At 70.4% G+C, this 18926-nt stretch carries 15 protein-coding genes; 9 read left to right on the top strand and 6 right to left on the bottom strand.

Translation table 11 applies throughout. The features are described from left to right. The first annotated feature begins 78 nt into the window (after positions 1-78). From JIG36_RS00640 to JIG36_RS00615, 6 genes are all read left to right on the top strand, one after another. Positions 79-1479, top strand: coding sequence for a dienelactone hydrolase family protein (locus tag JIG36_RS00640; protein WP_307872505.1), 1401 nt, complete (start codon positions 79-81; stop codon positions 1477-1479). A gap of 68 nt (positions 1480-1547) precedes the next feature. Then, positions 1548-2225, top strand: a complete 678-nt coding sequence (locus JIG36_RS00635) for a DUF899 domain-containing protein (protein WP_203373985.1) — start codon at positions 1548-1550, stop codon at positions 2223-2225. 23 nt (positions 2226-2248) lie between these two features. Further along, positions 2249-3043, top strand: coding sequence for a metallophosphoesterase family protein (locus tag JIG36_RS00630; protein ID WP_203373984.1), 795 nt, complete (start codon positions 2249-2251; stop codon positions 3041-3043). A gap of 109 nt (positions 3044-3152) precedes the next feature. Further along, on the top strand, positions 3153-3332 hold the full coding sequence (locus JIG36_RS00625; protein WP_236045467.1) for an antitoxin: 180 nt from the start codon (positions 3153-3155) through the stop codon (positions 3330-3332). A gap of 181 nt (positions 3333-3513) precedes the next feature. After that, positions 3514-4338, top strand: coding sequence for an alpha/beta fold hydrolase (locus JIG36_RS00620; RefSeq protein ID WP_203373982.1), 825 nt, complete (start codon positions 3514-3516; stop codon positions 4336-4338). Between the two features lie 153 nt (positions 4339-4491). Beyond that, the gene (locus JIG36_RS00615) at positions 4492-6975 is read left to right on the top strand and encodes a tetratricopeptide repeat protein (protein WP_236045466.1); all 2484 of its coding nucleotides are present in this window, start codon (positions 4492-4494) and stop codon (positions 6973-6975) included. Here JIG36_RS00615 and JIG36_RS00610 read toward each other — a convergent pair. Then, complete coding sequence (locus JIG36_RS00610) at positions 6935-7543, bottom strand: GNAT family N-acetyltransferase (RefSeq protein WP_203373981.1); 609 nt, start codon at positions 7541-7543, stop codon at positions 6935-6937. The genes JIG36_RS00615 and JIG36_RS00610 overlap by 41 nt on opposite strands. Before the next feature lie 266 nt (positions 7544-7809). Here JIG36_RS00610 and JIG36_RS00605 point away from each other — a divergent pair, with 266 nt between their 5' ends. Beyond that, positions 7810-9312: a SulP family inorganic anion transporter gene (locus JIG36_RS00605; RefSeq protein WP_203373980.1), complete on the top strand. Its 1503-nt coding sequence runs from the start codon at positions 7810-7812 to the stop codon at positions 9310-9312. A gap of 17 nt (positions 9313-9329) precedes the next feature. After that, complete coding sequence (locus tag JIG36_RS00600) at positions 9330-9719, top strand: MerR family transcriptional regulator (protein ID WP_203373979.1); 390 nt, start codon at positions 9330-9332, stop codon at positions 9717-9719. Positions 9720-9906: 187 nt separating this feature from the next. Here the strand turns inward: JIG36_RS00600 and JIG36_RS00595 are convergent, their stop codons facing one another. Both JIG36_RS00595 and JIG36_RS00590 read right to left on the bottom strand, forming a co-directional pair. After that, entirely contained in the window at positions 9907-11814 is a 1908-nt protein-coding gene (locus JIG36_RS00595) for an ABC transporter ATP-binding protein (protein ID WP_307872504.1), read from the bottom strand. Positions 11815-12547: 733 nt separating this feature from the next. Further along, complete coding sequence (locus JIG36_RS00590) at positions 12548-13321, bottom strand: DUF4253 domain-containing protein (RefSeq protein WP_203373977.1); 774 nt, start codon at positions 13319-13321, stop codon at positions 12548-12550. A gap of 300 nt (positions 13322-13621) precedes the next feature. Here JIG36_RS00590 and JIG36_RS00585 point away from each other — a divergent pair, with 300 nt between their 5' ends. Beyond that, positions 13622-15769: a hypothetical protein gene (locus tag JIG36_RS00585; protein ID WP_203373976.1), complete on the top strand. Its 2148-nt coding sequence runs from the start codon at positions 13622-13624 to the stop codon at positions 15767-15769. Positions 15770-15794: 25 nt separating this feature from the next. On the opposite strand, the gene JIG36_RS00580 is transcribed toward JIG36_RS00585, so the two are convergent. The 3 genes from JIG36_RS00580 to JIG36_RS00570 all read right to left on the bottom strand — a co-directional run bounded on the left by JIG36_RS00580 (position 15795) and on the right by JIG36_RS00570 (position 18908). After that, entirely contained in the window at positions 15795-17006 is a 1212-nt protein-coding gene (locus JIG36_RS00580) for an alpha/beta hydrolase family protein (protein WP_203373975.1), read from the bottom strand. Positions 17007-17212: 206 nt separating this feature from the next. Continuing rightward, complete coding sequence (locus tag JIG36_RS00575; protein WP_203373974.1) at positions 17213-17551, bottom strand: DUF4387 domain-containing protein; 339 nt, start codon at positions 17549-17551, stop codon at positions 17213-17215. Continuing rightward, positions 17544-18908, bottom strand: coding sequence for an acyclic terpene utilization AtuA family protein (locus tag JIG36_RS00570; RefSeq protein WP_203373973.1), 1365 nt, complete (start codon positions 18906-18908; stop codon positions 17544-17546). The genes JIG36_RS00575 and JIG36_RS00570 overlap by 8 nt, the downstream gene beginning before the upstream one ends. Between the last annotated feature and the right edge of the window lie 18 nt (positions 18909-18926).

Here is an 18926-nt window from a genome sequence, read left to right as displayed (position 1 = left end):
TACGCCTCCGGGTTCTCCCGGCTCAGGCGGCGCCAGCGCAGAGTCCCGACACTGGCCCGGAGACGATACGGTCCGGCCGTGGAACTGGCCCGGCGGTGGTTGCCGCCCCTGCTCGCGCTGCTCGCCGTCGTCACCGGGGGAGTTCTGCTGGCCCGTGTGGACGACGGCATCGTGACCGATCACGTGGTGGTCGACGGCGTGCCGCTCGACGTGATGCGGCCGGCCTCCGCCGCCCGCGCTCCCGGCGTGGTGGTGGCACACGGCTACGCCGGCTCGGCCCGGCTGATGGCCCAGTTCGGCGACACCCTGGTGGCGCGCGGCTACACCGTGGTGCTGCCCGACCTCGACGGCCACGGCGCCAGCACCCGCAAGCCGGTCGACCTGCAGCACGACCTCGACGTGGCGGTGGCCCACCTGCGCCGCCTGCCCACGGTCGACCCCGCGCGGATCGCGCTGGTCGGGCACTCGATGGGAGCCGGGGCGGTCACCCGTTACGCGGCCACCCACCCCGACATCACGGCCACCGTGGCGATCTCACTGCCCGGCGCCGACGACGTCACCCCCAACCGGCCCGCCCATCTGCTGTTGCTGGTCGGCCAGTTGGAGTTCGCCAGTTTCCACGAGACGGCCACCGCGGTGGGCGGCGCCGAAGAGGTCCCCGGGGTGGAGCACATTTCCATCCTGTACGCCTCCCGGACGCACCGCCTGACCGCCGACTGGATCGATGACGCGTTCGCCCGCACACCTGTCGACACCACGCTCCCGTCCCCGGTGCGGCGTCTCGTTCCCGCCGGAATTCTGCTGCTGGGACTGCTCCTCGGGTTCGTCCCGCTCGTCCGTCTCACCGTGGGTGCCGGCGGACGTCCGGCCCCGCCGTCCGCCCAGCTCGTCCGGGTCGTCGTGGTGACAGCCGGCGCGGCTGCCCTGGCCGTGGTCGTGGTCCCGTTCCTGCCGACCACGCGTTGGGAGCTCGGCGGCTACACGGCCGGGTTCACCGCAGTGGCGGGCGTCGCGATCCTCGCCTACCTGCGCGCGTTCTCGTCACCCCTCGGCGGTCCGCGTCCCCTCCTGGCGGCGCTGTTGCTCATCCCGTACGCGGCGGCCGCAATCGCCGTACCCCTGCACCTGGGATTCACCCATGCCGTGCCGGTCGGCCCGCGCTGGTGGCTGCTGCTCGCGGTGTGGGCCGGCCTGGCCGTGCTCGCCTACGCCGCCGGACGCCTGGCCGGGGGCACCTTCCGCGGCGACCTGATCGTGTCGGCGATCGTGGTGGTCGCCCTCACCGCCGCGGCCGTCGTCGGCTTGGCGTCCGGTTTCCTGCTGCTGGTCGTGCCCCTGCTGGCTGTCCTCATGCTGATCCAGGCCGCCCTGGCCGTCGTGCTGCGAGCCGCCAACGCGCCGCCGTGGTTGACTGCCCTGACCGGCGCGATCCTGGTCGCCTGGCCGATCGCCACCACCCTGCCGATTGTGTCTCCCTAGACCGATGAGTTCAGGTGGCCCGGAGAGTCTGACCTCTGAGTGACCCTGAACCGAAGGAGATGTCGATCATGGCAATGCCGCCCGTCGTCGACCAGGCCACCTGGCGCAAGGAACTGGACGCGCTGCGCGCCCGCGAGAAGGCCGCCACCCGTGAACTCGACGCGATCGCCGCTCAGCGGCGCCGCCTGCCCATGGTGCGCATGCCCGACTACACCCTGGTCGGCGCCGAGGGCCCGGTGCGCCTGGCCGACATCTTCGACGGCCGCTCCCAGCTGATCGTCTACAACCACATGTGGAACCCCGGCGCCGAGTGGCAGTGTGGCGGCTGCACCAGCTTCACCTCGGTCTTCACCCGGCTGGGCTTCCTCGCCAACTACGACGCCCGCTTTGTGATCGTCACCCAGGGCCCGATCAAGGAGGCCATCGCCTACGCCGACCGGGTCGGCAACAAGATGGACTGGTACTCCACCGCCGACAGCCCCTTCGGCGCCGATGTCGACGCCGGCCCCAACGGCGGTTTCGCCCTGAACGTCTTCCTCCGCGACGGCGACACGGTCTACCGCACATGGCACACCTCCGGCCGCGGCGTCGAACAGCTGACACACACGTTCGCCCTGGTCGACACCCTGCCGTACGGCCGCCAGGAGGACTGGCAGGATTCCCCAGCAGGGTGGCCGCAGTCCCCGGCCTACAGCGGTTGGCTGGATTCCCCCGATGTGGCCCGCCTCTACGGCCCTGATGCCTGACTCGCGTTGTGGAGTAGCGGTTGATGCGACTGGTCGACACCCGACCGCAGCGGCTGGTGACGGTTCCGTACCGCGCGGCTGGGCCCGGTGGCGTACCGCAGAATGTGCTGCTCGGGGTTGAGCGGCTGCGGGTCGACCGGCTACCGGCCGGCTGTGACGCGGTGCTGGCCGCTGGGGATCTTCAGGGGGTGGCGCCGTCGCCGCTTGGTGGGGAAGCGGGGCTGCTCGGGGTGGCGCTCGCCGACTACCTGGGTGTCTGGGCTGATAGTGGACTGCTCCCGCCGCCCGAGCGGGTCGGGGTCCTGCTCACCGGCGACCTGTATTCGGCTCCCGGCGCCGACCGCCGTGGGGCTTCAGGGGCCGTGCTCGACGTGTGGCTGGCTTTCGCCGCCGCGGGCTGCCCGATGGTGTTCGGTGTGGCCGGCAACCACGACGAGGTGACCGCCGCGCAGGTGGCCGAGCTCGGCCCCGGCGTCGCACTGCTGGACGGCGACCGCCGCGGGTTCGGTGGCCTGACGGTCGCTGGGATCTCCGGCATCGTGGGTGATCCGGCGCGCGCCCTCCGGCGTACGGAAAAGGAATTTCTGCATCTGGCCGAGAAGCTGACGACGCCGCCCCCGGACGTGCTGCTCCTGCATGAGGGGCCGGACGGGGTCGGGGCCGGTCAGCTCGGGCGATCCACGATGCGCGGCATGCTGGAGGCACGGCCGCCGGCGCTGACCCTGTGCGGACACGTCCACTGGGAGGCGCCGGTGGCCACTCTCGGCGACGGCCACATCGTCAACGTCGATTCCCGGGCCGTCATCTTCGGAACGTGAGTCTGAGGGCACGGGCGGTGGGCGGTCGGTCCCGCCGCGAACCGTTGTGTTTCCGGCGGCACGCAGCGGGAAGCCAATACATGTAACTCCCCGTGAGAAGGAGCATGTGATGGGCTTCATGGACAAGGCCAAGGACTTCGCCGACCAGCACGACGAGCAGGTCGACCAGGGCATCGAGAAGGCCGGTGACCAGGTGGACCAGCGCACCGGTGACAAGTACACGTCGCAGGTGGACCGGGCCCAGGACGAGGCTCAGAAGCGCACCGGCGAGGGCGACAGCCAGCAGTGACGGAACGGCCGCGGTGGGGGTTAGCCCCCACCGCGGGTTCCGGGTAGCACCACTGCTGAGCTGGGCAAACGCGGTGACGGGGAAGTGTGAGGAGCGGCGCGAACGGGTTCGGTGGCGGGGGAGTGCGGGCAATCGGGTCGGCGTCCGCAAGTCTCGTCCTTGACGCGAAAGAAGAACCCTGATGCCGTACATCACCACCCCCGACGGAGTCGAGATCTACTACACCGAGCAGGGCCAGGGGCAGCCGATTGTGCTCAGCCACGGCTGGCCGCTCAGCTCGGACGCCTGGCAGGTCGAGTTGAAGAGGTTCGCCGACGCCGGCTACCGGACGATCGCGCACGACCGTCGCGGCCACGGGCGGTCGCAGAAGACCTACTACGGCAACGACATGGACACGTACGCGAAGGATCTGGCCGCCGTCATCGAGGCGCTCGACCTGCGTGATGTCGTCCTGGTCGGCCACTCGACGGGTGGCGGGGAAGTCGTCCGGTACGCCGCCCAGCACGGACAGGCGCAGGGCCGGGTCGCGAAGGTCGTCACCGCCGGGGCCGTGCCGCCCGTGATGGTCAGGTCGGAGAGCAACCCGGACGGCCTGCCGATCGAGGTGTTCGACGACATCCGGGCCAACGTGCTCAAGGACCGGTCGCAGTTCTGGAAAGACCTGTCCGAGAGCTTCTTCGGCGCCAACCACGGCCGGGCCGTCTCGCAGGGCGACAAGGACGACTTCTGGCGGCAGGGCATGCTGGTGAACCTGGCCGCCGCGTACGACTGCGTGAAGGCGTTCTCCGAGACCGACTTCACCGAGGACCTGAAGGCGCTGACCGTGCCGATCCTGATCGCGCAGGGCGACGACGACCAGATCGTGCCGATCGGCGACGCCGCGCTCAAATCCATCAAGCTGGTCAAGGACGGCACGCTCAAGGTCTACGAGGGCGCCCCGCACGGCATTCAGGGCGACTACCAGGACAAGCTCGACGCCGACATCCTGGCCTGGCTGAAGGCCTGACCCGGCGCATCTCCCGCCCCCGGTCCAGGGGGCGGGAGCGCCGTCGAACGGCCGGTCGGAAATCGGTGACTGTCCCGTCCTCGACAGCGCGCGCTCACCGGCACGACGCAGCGTGGGTCGGGTCGGAATGCCCCATGTGGTGCGGAGCGTGCCTTGAATCTGTTCCTGAAGCTGCCCGACCCGGCCGGGATCACCTGCCTCGACGAGCTGTCCGAGATGTTGCGCCGGTTGAAGGTGTGGGCCGGTGACCCGTCGTACGAGACGATCCGGCGCCGGGTGAACGCGACTTGGAGTGCGCGGGGACGGCCGCCCGGCGAGCTGACCGTCCGGCCCACCGTGGCGAACTGCTTCCGGCCGGGGCGGCGCCGGGTGAACAACGACCTGGTGCTGGCGATCGTCGAGGTGCTCCATCCGGACGGCGGCTATGTGACGCAGTGGCGGCAGGCCCTCCGGATCCTCGGTGGGGAGGCCGAGGCGGTGTCGCAGGTCCGGGTCCAGGCCGCGCTGCCACCTGATCCGGCCGGGTTCGCCGGGCGCACCGGGGAACTGGCCCGGCTCCGCGCCGCGGTCCGGAGTGGTTCACCGGTGCTGGTCGAGGGAATGGCCGGGGTCGGCAAGACCCACCTCGTGGTCCACGTCGGTCACGACCTGGCCCGGGACGACGCGTACGACCAGGTGTTGTTCGTCAACCTGCGCGGCTTCCACCCCGACCCGGCCCAGCCGCCGGCCGACCCCGGAGCCGTTCTCGACGGATTCCTCCGCCTGCTCGGAGTGCCCGGCCACCGGATCCCGCACGACGTCACCGCGTGCGTCGCCGCCTATCGTTCCCGGCTGGCCGGCCGCCGGGTTCTGGTCGTGCTGGACGACGCGGCCACCGTGGACCAGATCCGCCCGCTCCTGCCGCGGACGCCGGGCTGCGTCACCCTGATCACCAGTCGGCGACACCTGGCCGGTCTGCGCCGGGTCACCCGTGTGCCCGTCGGGGTCTTCACGCCGGCCGAGGCCACGGCCTATGTGACGAGCGCCGTCCCCGGCATGCCGGTCGGCTCCGATCCGCTGGCTGCGGACCATGTCGCCCAGCGCTGCGGATACCTGCCGCTGGCCCTGAGCCTCGTCGTGGGGCACATGCGTGGGGCGGCGGGCTGGACGCTGACCGACCACGCCGAACGCCTCGACGACCGGCACCGCGACCGGCGGCTCGACTCGGCCGTCGAGAACGCGCTCGCCATGTCCTACCACCATCTCGCGGCCGGGACGCGCCGGCTGCTGCGCCTGTCGGCCCTGCATCCGGGTCAGGACTTCGATGCGTACGCCGCCGCCGCCCTCGCCGGCTCGGAACTCGCCACCGCCGTGGCCGCACTCGACCTTCTGCACCGCGACAGCCTGGTTCAGCGGATCGCCGCGGACCGGTACGCCTTCCACGACCTGATCCGCGCCTACGCCGCCGGCCGCGCCCACGACGAGGACCCGCCGGCCGTACGCCGGGACGCCCTCACCCGGCTCTTCGACCAGTACCTGGCCACCTCGGTGTCGGCGATGGCCGTGCTGCACCCGGCCGAGGCGTGTCGCCGGCCCGCCGGCTCCGTCGCCGGGCGGACCGGGCCCGAGCTGACGGATGCCGCCGCGGCCATGCGGTGGCTGGACGCCGAGCGGACCAACCTGGTCGCGGCCGCCATCCACACCGCACACCACGGCTGGCCCGACCACACCACGCGCCTGGCCCACGTTCTCTACCGCTACTTCCAGGGCGGGCACCACACCGACGCGCTGATCCTGCACGAGCAGGCCCTGCAAGCCGCGCGCCGCAACGACGACCTGGCCGGCCAGGCCCATGCGCTGATCGACCTCGGCGTCGCCCACACCCGGCAGGCCCGCCGCGCCCGGGCCACCGGCCATCTGCGGCATGCCCTGAAGCTGTTCCGGCTGGCCCGTGACCGGAAAGGCGAGGCCCGGGCGTTGAACCACCTCGGGTTCATCGCCGAACAGACCGGCCGGCTGCCCGAGGCCACCCGCTACTACCGCAAAGCTCTCGACCTGGCCCGGCGGGCCGGTCACCAGGGAGCCGAGGCCTTCGCGCGGAACGGCCTCGGAGTGGTGGACACCCGCCAGGGTGCCTACGCGGGCGCCGCCGAGAACCTGCACCGGGCGCTCACCCTCTGCCGGCAGCGGGGAAACCGGGTCGGTGAGGCCGCCGCGCTGGACAGTCTCGGGCTTCTCCACTCCCGCACCGGGCGGGCCGGTCCCGCCATCAGCCTGCATGAGCAGGCTCTCGTCATCACCCGGGAGATCGGCGACCAGGACGCCGAGACCTACGTGCTGAACGGCCTCGGCGAGGCCGCCCTGGTCGCGGGCCGGCCGGTCGAATCCGCCGGCCACCACGCCGCCGCCCGCGCACTGGCCACCAGGATCGGCGCGCCGACCCAGCGGGCGCGGGCCTACGCCGGCCTCGGGCGGGCCTACCAGGCACTGGGCCGCATCGAGCTGGCGCGGGACCACTACCGGCACGCCGTTGCCGTCCACGCCGAGCTGGGCACCCCGGAGGCGGGGGAGACCCGCGCCCGCCTGGCCGAACTCGACGGCCCGCGACCGGCCCCGCCTACGAGGCGCGGGGCATGGTCGAGTCGGTGCGGGCGGTGAAGCCGAGCCGCTCGAAGAACGGCGCCGTGGTGTCGCCGGCGTGCAGGTAGGCCGTGTGGGCCCCGGCCAGTGCGCCCCGCCGCAGGATCGTCTCGGTCAGCACCCGCGCGTAGCCCTGGCGGCGGAACGCGGGCACCGTCCCGACGTTGGCGATTCCCAAGTGCCCGTCCTGCACGATGCCGACCCCGGCCGCGACCGGGGTGCCGTTCCCCGTCTCGGCGACGTACGCACCGATCAGCGGGTTGGCCAGCACCTCGGCCGTGTAGACGCGTGCCACCTCTTCGGCCGGCACGTCGAAGGCGCGCCCGATGACGTCGGCGAACGTCTCGTACTCGTCGCTGGCCAGGCGGCGGACCAGGGCCAGGCCGTCGGGGACGGACCCGGTCGACCGGCGGCCCTGGTTCGCGGCGACCATGAAGATCTGCGCCTCGCCGAGCCCGAGCGCGGGGGCGGCCGCCGGGCGCTGCCGGGGGCGGCTGCGCAGGTGGGAGCGCCGGCGGGACGAGGCGAGCAGGTCGAGGGCGGCCCGGAACGCGCGTAGGGATGATGCGGTTGATGTGTCGTGCATGGTGACCTTCTGGTGTTTCGTCCGGCGAGGGCGTGCGGTCAGCCGCCGTCCTACATGCCGGGAAGGCTATCTCGCGCCGGAGATTCTGTACGGCCCGTGTTACCGCGAGACACCCGGCGGCCGTGATCATCACCACGTCGAACTCTACCCTCACGTGAGGGTAGAGTACCCCTGTTGCCGGGAAGTGGCGCGATTCGCCCCTCGGCGGCGGCACGCTCAGAGGGTTGCCGCCGGAAGAACGTTCTGCGCAAACCGAATGGAAACACATGCCTTCATCAGCCGAAGTGCCCGCACCCGCGCGTCTGCGCAAGCCCGCATGGCTGGCCTCCCCGCGTGTCCTGCGCACCGAGGTGCTCGCCGGTCTGGTCGTGGCGCTCGCGCTCATCCCCGAGGCCATCTCCTTCTCGATCCTGGCCGGCGTCGACCCCAAGATCGGTCTGTTCGCGTCGTTCACCATGGCCGTCACGATCGCCTTCACCGGCGGTCGCCCGGCCATGATCTCGGCCGCGACCGGCGCGATCGCCCTGGTCGTGGCGCCGCTCGCCCAGGATCACGGGCTCGGCTATCTGGTCGCCGCGGTCGTGCTCGGCGGCATCTTCCAGGTCGTGCTGGCCGTGGCCGGCGTCGCCAAGCTCATGCGTTTCATCCCGCGCAGCGTCATGGTCGGCTTCGTCAACGCGCTCGCCATCCTCATCTTCACCGCGCAACTTCCGCACCTGATCGGTGTGCCATGGCTGGTCTATCCGCTCGTCGCCGTCGCGCTGGCCATCATCTGGTTCCTGCCCCGGGTCACCACCGCCGTCCCGGCCCCGCTGGTCGCGATCGTGCTGCTCACCGCGTTCACCGCGATCGCCCACGTCACGGTGCCCACGGTCGGTGACGAGGGCACGCTGCCGAGCAGTCTGCCCGTGCCCGGACTGCCCGACGTGCCGTTCACGCTCGACACTCTGACGGTCATTGCGCCGTACGCGCTGGGAATCGCTCTGGTCGGCCTGATGGAATCGCTCATGACGGCCAAGCTCGTCGACGACATCACCGACACCCGCTCGGACAAGACGCGCGAGTCGTGGGGCCAGGGCGTCGCCAACATCGTCACCGGGTTCTTCGGCGGCATGGGCGGCTGCGCGATGATCGGTCAAACGATGATCAACGTGAAGGCGTCCGGAGCCCGTACGCGGCTCTCCACGTTCCTGGCCGGAGTGTTCCTGCTCATCCTGGTCGTGGCCCTGGGCGACGTGGTCGCGACGATCCCGATGGCCGCGCTGGTGGCCGTGATGGTGATCGTGTCGGTGAGCACGTTCGACTGGCACAGCATCGCGCCGTCCACGCTCAGGCGGATGCCCGCCGGCGAGATCATCGTGATGGTCGTGACCGTCGCCGGAACGCTCGTCACGCACAACCTGGCCGTCGGCGTCGTGCTCGGAGTGCTCACCGCGATGGTCGTTTTCGCGCGCCGGGTCGCACACTTCGCCGAAGTGACAAGTTCGCTCACGCCCGACGGCGAAACGCGCATCTACCGCGTGCACGGCGAGTTGTTCTTCGCGTCCAGCAACGACATCGTCCACCAGTTCGACTACGCGCACGACCCGGCGCAGGTGGTCATCGACATGAGCGCCGCGCACATCTGGGATGCGTCCTCGGTCGCCGCGCTCGACGCGATCACGACCAAGTACGAGGCGCGCGGCAAACACGTCGAGATCACCGGCCTGAACGAGGCGAGCGCCCGTTTCCACGAGAACCTGGCGGGCCGTCTGGGCGCCGGACACTGATCAGGCAGACTGGTCCGATGACGGCAGGGCTCATGCAGATCGGCGAGGCGGCCGAACGCGTCGGACTGAGCATCCGCACCATCCGCCACTACGAGGAGGCCGGCCTGGTCGTCCCCTCGGCCCGCAGCGAGGGCGGCTTCCGCCTCTACACCGAGCCCGACCTCGACCGTCTGCGCGTCATCAAGCGGATGAAACCGCTCGGCTTCACCCTCGAGGAGATGCGCGACCTGTTGCAGATCCTCGACGCGCTGGCCACCGCCACCGGGCCTGAGCGCGTCCGGCTGCAGGACAGGCTCGCCATGTTCCACACCGCCGCGCAGAACCGCGTCCAGGCCCTGCGCGAACAACTCGACATGGCCGAAGGATTCGCCAGCCAGATCCAGGACCACATCAACCACCATCGCTGACCGCGGCCGAGTCGTCAGTAGCCGCAGAAGACCAAGATCAAGAGCCGGATGTCCCAGCTGGGTGGTGGGTGACGGACCGTCGCTCCCGCGGGGACCGCGGCGGGTTCCGCTGGCCGCTGACGCGTCCAGAACGCGGAACCCACCACGGCGACGTGAGTGAGTGGTTGCGCCCGAAAACCCGAGCGGGTCAGGCCGGCTGGTAGCCGGCGGCCTGGATGCGGAACAGGCCCGCGTAACGGCCGTCGGCCGCCATCAGGTCGGCGTGGTTGCCGCGTTCGACCAGCACCCCCTCGTGCAGCACGAAGATCTGGTCGGCGTGGATGACGTTGGCCAGGCGATGGGTGATCAGGATGGTGGTGCGGTGGCCCTGACGGCCGCGGATGGCCTGGAACAGCGCGTCCTCGGCGCGCGGGTCCAGGGCCGACGACGGCTCGTCCATGATGAGCAGGTCGGCGTCGCGATAGAAGCCGCGCGCGGCGGTGATGCGCTGCCACTGGCCGCCGGACAGGTCGTGGCCCTCCTTGAACGTACGGTCCAGCAGGGTGCGGTAGCCGCGCGGCAGCGCCAGGATCGTCTCGTGCGCGGCCGCCTTCACCGCCGCCGACTCGATGCGTTCCTGGTCGGCGTCGGTGTCCAGGTCGCCCATGGCGATGTTCGTGGCCGCGGTGTAGGGCCAGTTGTGATGCTCCTGCAGCACCACCGCGATACGCGATCGCAGCGCGGAACGGTCCCATTCGGACAGGGGCCGCCCGTTCCACTCGATCGCACCCTCGCTGGGTGACCGCAGCGCGGCGATCATCGCGGCCAGCGTCGACTTCCCCGAACCGTTCTCGCCCACGAACGCCACCGTCTGCCCGGCCTCGATGCTGATCGAGACGTCGTCGACGGCCGGCGTGTCCCGGTCGGGGTAGCGCAGGCTCACATTGCGGATGGCCAGGCGCCGCAACGGGTCGGGCTCGGGCTGATCGGACGTGGAGTCGGGCGGCATGTACTGTCCGGCGCGCTCGAGAAAACCCACGTACTCCTTGAAGAACTGCCCGTCGGTGAACATGTGGTCGAGTTGCATGGTGACCGTGGTGAGCGCTCGTTGCGCGGCCTGCACGGCGACGACACACGTCACGGCGGCCGACAGCGGGATGTGCCCACCGGCCAGCAACAGTCCGAGCAGCACCCACACCCCGCCGAGCCCGACCCCGCTGATCACCGCCCCGACGCTCATGGTCGTGGTGACGCGCCGGGCCAGCGTCAACTCCTCCCGGGTCTGCGCGCCCATGACCATGTCGTACTGACCGAGCAGAAACCGCCGGAGCCCGTACGAACGCAGCTCCGGCGCCGATTCCCGTTCGGCCATCTGCCGTCCGAGCACGAACAGCCGGCGCCGGCGTACGGAACCGGCCAGGAAGTTCGCGTAGCGCAGATGCCCCGCGCGCAGGGCCGCGTACCCGTTGGGCAGGGTGGCGACGAGCAGGGCGAGCAGCAGCAGCGGGTTGATGACGACGACGGCCACCGCGACGGCGGCCAAACCTACCGCGCCGGCGAGCAGGTTGGTGGTGTCGGAGACGAGACCGTTCGCCGCGTCGCTGCCGCGTGTCGCCCGCTCCATGTCATCGGAGAAGGCGTCGGCGTCGAAGGCGTCCAGCCGTACGGCGGTAGTGGTCTCGAAAAGCCGGCGCTCGGCCGCCTGGTTGACCCGCGGTGTGAGGCCGTTCTGCGCGTAGCCGACCGCGATGCCCAGCGCGCCGCGCGCGGCCGTGACCGCGGCCAGGACGGCGAGCGCGGGCAGGGCCGCCTCCACCCGTTCCGGCGTGGGACCGGCGCCGAACAGCTCGACCAGCACCCGCTGGGTCGACAGCAGACCGAACGTGGCCATCGTGCCCGCCGCGATCGTGGCCAGGCCGACCAGCGCCGTACGCACCTTGTCGGCCTGCCAGGCGACGGCCACCGCCTGCCGCACGAACTGAGGCAACTCCGCGAACACCCCGAACACGCCCGTCTCGGCTCGCCGCCGCACCCCGTGCTCCCACCAGGCGTTGCGCAGTTCGGGCAGGACGGTCTCCTCCGTGACGCTCACAGCCACCTCACTCCACGTAGCCACCGGGTCACCCTCCACACTCCCGGCTGGGCGGCGTTCTGTCGCCTACCCGAAGGAGTTAGGCACGTCGATCCGGCCGCCACCGCGGTCGCCGACACACAAGGCGTCCGACCGGCCTCACGCTGGCCGGAACCTGCCCTGCCCGGAGGCGGCCGGCGCCATCGACGAGGCCGGTGAGTGAGCGAGAGTGATTGGTTCGTCCGTGGCGAACGCTCCGCCCGCCCACAAGGCGAGCACAATCAGAACGCCGGAAACGAACACGCCCGCGCATCGGCGACGACGAAGCGCGCGCCGGCCACGTTCGAGGTCGGCGAGCACCACAGTTGCAAGTTCAGTCACGCCCCGATGACGGATCGCACACGGCCGGCGGTTGCGCGCCCCGAGCGGTTGCGCGCCCCGAGCGGTTGCGCGTTCCGAGCGATTGCGCGTTCCGGGCGGTTACGCGCCCCGGGCGATTGCGCGCCCCGAGCGATTGCGCGTTCCGAGCGATTGCGCGCCCCGGGCGATGCGCGTTCTGAGCGATTGCGCGTTCCGAGCGATTGCGCGTTCTGAGCGATTGCGCGTTCCGAGCGATTGCGCGCCCCGGGCGATGCGCGTTCTGGGCGTTTGCGCGTTCCGGGCGATGCGCGTTCTGAGCGAATGCGCGTTCCGGGCCGTCGCGCGTCACGGGAGGTTGCGTGCCCAACCGCTGGCGGTTGCGCGTTTCGAGTGGTGATCGCATACCGGGGGCCGATCGTCAGTCCCACCTGAAGGACCAGATCGGCGCGTCGATCAGCCGCTCGGCGTAGCCCGCCAGGTCCGACGGGGAGCCGCCCTGCCAGACGTTGTCCGGGCAGAACGCGAAATGCTCAGCGGCGACGTAGAGCGCCTCTTCCAGCGTGCCGGGCGGCGCCGCGACGCTGACGTAGAGATCGGCGAATCCGGCCCCGATGACGGCCGCCCCGAAACGGCTCTTCCAGGAGCGCAGAACGGCCGACAGTTCGGCGGTGTCATTGGTGTAGTTGACCGCGCCCTGCCAACCGGCGACCGTGATCGCGTCGCTGGGCCGGTCGGCGGCGACCAGGCCCAACCGCAGCGACGGCTTGTCCGCCAGCAGGGCCGTCGCACACCGATCCGCATGCGCGCCCTGATCCTGAGTGACCGGAACGGCGTCCGCCAGTCCGGGCCACGGATCGTCGCCGTCGGCGTAGGCGTCCCACCAGTCGGCCAGCAACTCCTCGGGGTCGAACTCCGAGGGCCGTCCCATGGAGGCCGGCCACAGCTCACCGTCGTCCCACGGACGCCGAGTCTCGCCGCGCAACGTGTCCAGCAGCAGCGGCCAGAGCCCGGAGAACCGGTGGGCCTGCCGAAGAGCGGCCCACACCTCGGCGCTGACCGGGCTCTCGCTGACCCACATCGCGGGCTGCTCGTCGGAGCCCTCGTCCCCGTGAACCAGCCGCCCCCGGGGAAGCTCAACCGGCAAGGTCGACAGTGCGGCCAGGCCCCGGACACCCTCTGAAGATCCACCCACGCGACGCAGCATAGAGCCAGGGCCCGCACGCCGGTCCGAACGATCCGCTGGGACACCGGAACGGCCGTACTCCGTTTCGGAGGCCGTCCGCTTGGGTCTGGTCAGGCCAGGTCAGTCGGCGTCCAGAGAGGTCGCAGGGTGGGGTACCCCGCAAAGTCGGGTCCGCTTTGGGCCGTCCGGGTCGATTGGTACCCCTCACTGGCTGAGCCATTGACCAAAACGGTGATGGCGCCGACACGTGGAGTAGCTAACGTCAGATCAACAAGCATGATCGTCTTGGCTTGTCGCTCAGGAGGCAGCGTGTCGATCGACCAGCTCAGGTCCTATTTCCGAGAGCAGTCAGGGCTGGCCGGCGCCTGGTTCGACCGGCTCGGTGCCTATGTCGATCGAGATCCCGCGCATGCGCAACACGTCGACAAGTCCCGGCTGGCCGAGATCCGGGCGATGTTGTCCCGGGCCCGCAGCGGCGCGGAGTCCAGCCTGTTGAACGTCGCCTTTCTTGGAGAGTTCTCGTCCGGCAAGAGCTTCCTGATCAGCGGGTTGTACGGCCGCCTGTCAGCGACGGAGGACACCTCGGGGCGACGTACGACGTTCTCGTACGAGGGGTTGCTTCCGTCCGGTCCCGAGGCCGTGAGCGCGTGCCCGGTGCGGGTGGTCTCCGTGCCGGAACCGGGTGAGGATCAGGGCGGTCGAGGTCGCCACCAGCGCCGCGAGTCGCGAGACAAGCCGGCGCCGCGGCTGCGGGTGAGGTTCGCCGGAGAGACCGAGTGGACGGACATCGGTCCCGTGCAGTCGCTGGATCAGGTCGACAGCTACGTGACCGTCGGCAGCGAACATCTCCATCTGCGGGAACATCGTGACCGCCCGGTGAGCGAAGCCGAGGTGGCTGTCCAGGGAGCGCCCTTTCCTGCCGTTCTCTGGGATCTGCCCGGGCACAGCAGTCCCGTCCCGGACCACGCCGACATCATCAACCGGGAGCTGGCCGAGGCGGACTGCTACGTGTATGTCACCCGGGCCGTGCGGGCTCTCGGGCAAGCGGATGCGGACATGATCCGGCGCCTCTTCCGGGAGCATTCGGCTCACCGCCGGAAGGTCATATGGGTGCTGACAGCCATCGACGAGGGCGAAGCTCCGGATCGGCGTAGCGGCCTGCTCAACTGGCAGAAGATCCAGCAGGTCAACAACGAGTATCTGCGCGAGAAGTTCGGCGGGGCCGGCAAGCTGGGCGAGTCGTTCATAGGTGACGGATTCATCCCCGTCTCGCCCGCGTGGGAGGCCGAGGCCGAGCTACGCCCGCCCCGGGAATCTCTCTCGTTGCGCCTCGACAGCCGGATGAACGGGCTGCGCGGCGCGCTGAACGCGATGATCGAGTCCGCGACCGGCGCGTCGTATCTGAAGGACTATGCGGACGACCTGTCGGACGCCATGTTCGAAGCATTGCGTGGGCTGGAAGGGGCAGCCCACGCCCGTAAGCAGTCAGACGCCGAACGGGGTCACCGGCTCAGGGCCGTCGATACGGAACTGGAGTTGCTGGAGACCGGCACCGAGAGCCTCCTGCGGTCGTTGCAGAGCGCCGGATCGGCCACCGTACGAAGTCTGGTGTCTCAGAACCTGACCGGGCAGTTGGCCAACCGCCTGCATGCGCGGCTCGACAAACGGATCGCCGGCGCCGACCTGCTCAAACCCGACGCGTTCGACCGTCTCGAGACCGAACAGGCGGGTGTGATCGCGGATTGGCTGGAGGAACCGGATGGCCCGGCCGAGCGTTGGGATCGAAGCTATTCCGAATTGACGGACATCGTGAACAAGGCCATGGGTGATCTCGTCACCCGGATGAGCGCCACCGACAGCCGGCGTATAAAGATTCCGTCGGCGTGGATCGACGTTCAGGAACTCGCCCGTAAGGCGGATCGGGAGCAGCCGGCCACGGAACGGCCGCCTCTTTTGGAGCGGGCCGCCGGAATCCTGAAGAACCTGCCCGGTGTGGGTGCCGCGACGGCGGTGATCGCCACCGGCGCGGCTCAGGCCGCCGCGGCGGTCGGTCTTCCCGCGGCGGCCGTTGCCGTCCTGACCCCGGTCGGCGCCGGTCTGGTGCTGGCGTCGGCGGGCTACGTCGCCTGGCGCGCCACCAAGGGCCGCCTCGCGCTCAGGGAGAAGCGGGACGACTTCAAGCGGACGCTCGACAAGACCGCGGCCGAGGTCATTCAGGGCTTCGAGCTGCAGATGAACAGTCAGGTGCAGGAGCTGGTGAGCGGCGTCGATCTGTTCCGGATCAGACTCCGGACGGATCTCCATGGTGAGCGGCGGACGGTTTCGCGGGCGCTGGAAACAGGTGAGGTTGTGTCGGAAAGCGAGTCTCGGGAGCTCACCTCGATGCTGGAGGACGGCCAACGCATCCGGTCCGCCCTGCAGCAGATCGTGGCCGAGTGCGACGCCGTCATCCGCTAGCGCGAGCACCGCGTCCGATACGAGCTCAGGGTGCGATGCCTATGCCCGGGATGCGGCTCCACGCCCTTTCCTGGGCGGCGGTCATGGCCGGCCAGGTCTGGCCGCCCGGGCGTGGGTTGATGCGTGTGGCGAAGGGCGCCGGCCGGAAGGACGGGTCGTAGAAGCAGTTGCCGGTGCATGAGCGGGCTATGGAACGGGGTGTCGGTTTGTGGCCGGTGCGCGCCCAGCGGTCCAAGGCGTTGATCGAAGCCGCGTACTCGTCCTTGCTCAGGCCGTCGTGGTCGGATTCGCGCGTGAACGTCTGCACGAGGTTGCTCGTTCGGAGCGTCGCGCGGTAGGCCGACTCGTGTTCGACGAACACCGACGGGTCGTCGATGGCGTGCAAAGTGAGCACGGGGACGGACACCCGGCCGGTGAGGTCGCTGTCGTAGGACAGGTTCCGCCGTGCGGTCGGGTCGGCCTGGAAACGTGCGACGCCGGCGTTGAGGGCTTTGTCGTCGTGGGAGCCGGAGTAATGCACGCCGCGGTTGCTGAACGGGTTCCGGCCGCCCAGGCGGTTGGCGACGATGTCCTGGAACAGGAACGTCGCGTACTGCAGGTGGGTCTCGAGGGAACGTTCCGGGATGCGCGTCACGGCCAGAATGTCGTCGAGGTTGCGTTGCTGTTGTTCGGTGCGCGCGGTGGACGTTCCTGTGCATTCGTGCAGCCGTTCGCTCACGTCGTCGGGGGTGAGCGGGGAATCGGCCGGCAGGCCCTGCCACAGCGGGTACTGCGGTTCGGACGGGCGCGGCAGGTTCCGGCAGTAGTACTGATAGACCACGCGCAGATCCACGCGATGGTCGTAGCCGCGCGAGCCGCCCGCAAGCAGGCCGCTCGTCAGCAGGACCCCGTCGTAGCCGTCGTAGGTCTCGGCGACCTTGGCGGCCACGTTGCCGCCGAAAGACTGGCCGTGCAGGTATGTGCGTCGGGGCGGGCCGAAACGCGCAATGAACAAGCGGCGCGCGTTGTCGGTGTCGGCGGCGGCCATGCGTACGCCGTAGCCGCCGCGACGGTACGACGAGGCGACCCACGCGTAGCCCTGTTCGACCATCACCGCCCATTCGGCCAGGTCCTCGTCGGTGCTCGACTGGTCGTACGAACGGGCCGGACCGCCGTGGGCGTGCACCACGAGCGAACCGTTCCAATGGTCGGGCACGGCCATCGTGTAGTACGCGCCGTTGGCGTCGCGCCCGGTCACACACGTGGCCGCCGGCAAGCACGACGACCCAGCCTTGGGTCGCGCGGGCAGGGAGCCAGCCGCGGGCCGTGCGGACAACGCTCCAGCCGAGGGCCGCGCGGTCAAGGAGCCAGCCGCGGGCGCGGCGAGCAGGGCGGCAGTGGTGGCGGCGACCAGGGAAGCCGCGACCAGGCGGGCGGCGACGAGGGGAACAGCGCCCGGCGCTTTCATCCGGCGGCCGGGGCCGAAGCGGGCAGGGGATAGAGGGCCAGCGGCACGTGGTGCTGACCCGCGTGGATGTCCCGATCGCGCAGGCTGCCCTGGGAGACCGGGCGCGGGAACGAGATCTTGACGACGTTCAGGGCGGGCAGCCGGAAGATCTGGATCGTGTCGGCGGGCACGCCGTAGAGGCGCGCGACCATCGAGGCGTCCAGGTAGGCGGGGTCGGCCACCAGCGCGTAGCCCGCGGCGTCACGCATGAACAACTCCATCGTCACCCAGAACGGGCCCGCGTTCTTGGAGCGGACCTCCACGGCCAGGTCGGCGATCGTACGGGCGTCAGTCATCCTGGGCCTCCGGCAAGGTGATGCGGAACAGGCTGGTGGGGGAGTCCACGTCGACGACGTGGTTCAGCGCGAACTCGTAGACCGCCCCGCGCTCGGTCTCGGCCGGGGAGGTCGCGAAGGCCAGGCTGGGCAGGTAGCTCATGTCCGGCGTGGGCAGGTGCAGCATCAGCGGGTTGGCGACCTTGGCCACGGCGGTGGCGGTCGCCTGGTCGGCCGCGTGGACGAGCAGCATCGCGCCCACCTCGCGGGGCGGACTGCGGTCAGGTTCGATCTCGTCGAGGATCGCGTTGTAGCCGTAGAGCCGCAGGTCGATCTCGTAGTCGCCGTCGCCCAGCCCCAGCGTGCGGCTGACCCACTCGCCGATCATCTTGCGCATCAGGGCGGCCCAGGTGTCGATCTGGCCGAGGATGTGCGGGTCGCGGATCGCGGTGAACGACATCGTCTCGTAGCCGGTGATGCGCGAACCCTCCAGCTTGATCGTGTGCTGCGCGGCCGGTTCGAAACGGGAACCCTCCACCCGTACGCGCCGGTCGTCCAGCGCCTGGTAGGTCGCGTCGGACACCACGATCGTCCCGGCCGGTTCGCGCATCGAGAACGGGTTGACCGTCTCGTACAGCATGTGCGCGGCCACGGACGTCGGCGTGCAGGAGTTGTCCGGGTCGAGCGGTTCGATCGTGAAGCCGTACGCGTCGATCGTCGCCAGCACCCCGCCCGCGCGCGGATTGGTCGTGCACTGCCCGCCGCACTCGACAATCTTCGCCGCGTGCCAGACCGGGCCGGCCGGCATCCCCTTCATGAGCGGGTAGGCCGCCGCGACCGCCGTGTCGGTGGCCCGCCCGGCCAGCACCACGTCGGCGCCGGCTTCCAGGGCGGCCACGATCGGCTCGTGTCCCATCATGCCGACGATGTGCGTGCAGCTCTCCAGCGTCGCCGGGTCGATCTCGCCGGCGGGCGGCAACGGGTGGATCCGGTCCAGGGATTCCACCAGGTCGGCGGCCCGCTGTTCGCTGTAGACGGTGGCGACGCGCAGGTTCAGCCCCTCGGATTCCAGGATCTCGCGGGCGATCCCGGCGACCCAGTCGACGCCGGAGTCGGTGCCGCTGGTGCCGCACGACCCGATGATCAGCGGAATGCCCGCCGAGGCGGCCGCCCGCAGCAGCAGCCGCAGGTCCTGGGCGACGGCCCCGGCGGCGGTCTTGGCCGTGCCCGTGCCCAGGTAGTACGGGCCGGAGTCGGTCGATCCACCGTCCACGGCGATGACGTCGGCGCCCAGTTCGAGGCCGCGCGTGACCGTCTCGGGCGGGAACCCGGCACCGAGCATCCCGACCGGCGTGAGAACGCGTACAGAGTCAGTCATGGTGTCCTTTCGAAAAGT

This window comes from Paractinoplanes ovalisporus (assembly GCF_016834655.1).
Taxonomy (GTDB): Bacteria; Actinomycetota; Actinomycetes; order Mycobacteriales; family Micromonosporaceae; genus Actinoplanes; species Actinoplanes ovalisporus.
The sequence above is the reverse complement of the archived record's forward strand: the minus strand, read 5'-3'. Positions and strand labels throughout refer to the sequence as shown.

Excerpts from the sequence above, each read along its gene's own strand:
- JIG36_RS00635 (WP_203373985.1), top strand. The coding sequence starts at position 1,548 with ATGGCAATGCCGCCCGTCGTCGACCAGGCCACCTGGCGCAAGGAACTG.
- JIG36_RS00630 (WP_203373984.1), top strand. The coding sequence starts at position 2,249 with ATGCGACTGGTCGACACCCGACCGCAGCGGCTGGTGACGGTTCCGTAC.
- JIG36_RS00625 (WP_236045467.1), top strand. The coding sequence starts at position 3,153 with ATGGGCTTCATGGACAAGGCCAAGGACTTCGCCGACCAGCACGACGAG.
- JIG36_RS00620 (WP_203373982.1), top strand. The coding sequence starts at position 3,514 with ATGCCGTACATCACCACCCCCGACGGAGTCGAGATCTACTACACCGAG.
- JIG36_RS00610 (WP_203373981.1), bottom strand. The coding sequence starts at position 7,543 with ATGCACGACACATCAACCGCATCATCCCTACGCGCGTTCCGGGCCGCC.
- JIG36_RS00605 (WP_203373980.1), top strand. The coding sequence starts at position 7,810 with ATGCCTTCATCAGCCGAAGTGCCCGCACCCGCGCGTCTGCGCAAGCCC.
- JIG36_RS00600 (WP_203373979.1), top strand. The coding sequence starts at position 9,330 with ATGACGGCAGGGCTCATGCAGATCGGCGAGGCGGCCGAACGCGTCGGA.
- JIG36_RS00575 (WP_203373974.1), bottom strand. The coding sequence starts at position 17,551 with ATGACTGACGCCCGTACGATCGCCGACCTGGCCGTGGAGGTCCGCTCC.
- JIG36_RS00570 (WP_203373973.1), bottom strand. The coding sequence starts at position 18,908 with ATGACTGACTCTGTACGCGTTCTCACGCCGGTCGGGATGCTCGGTGCC.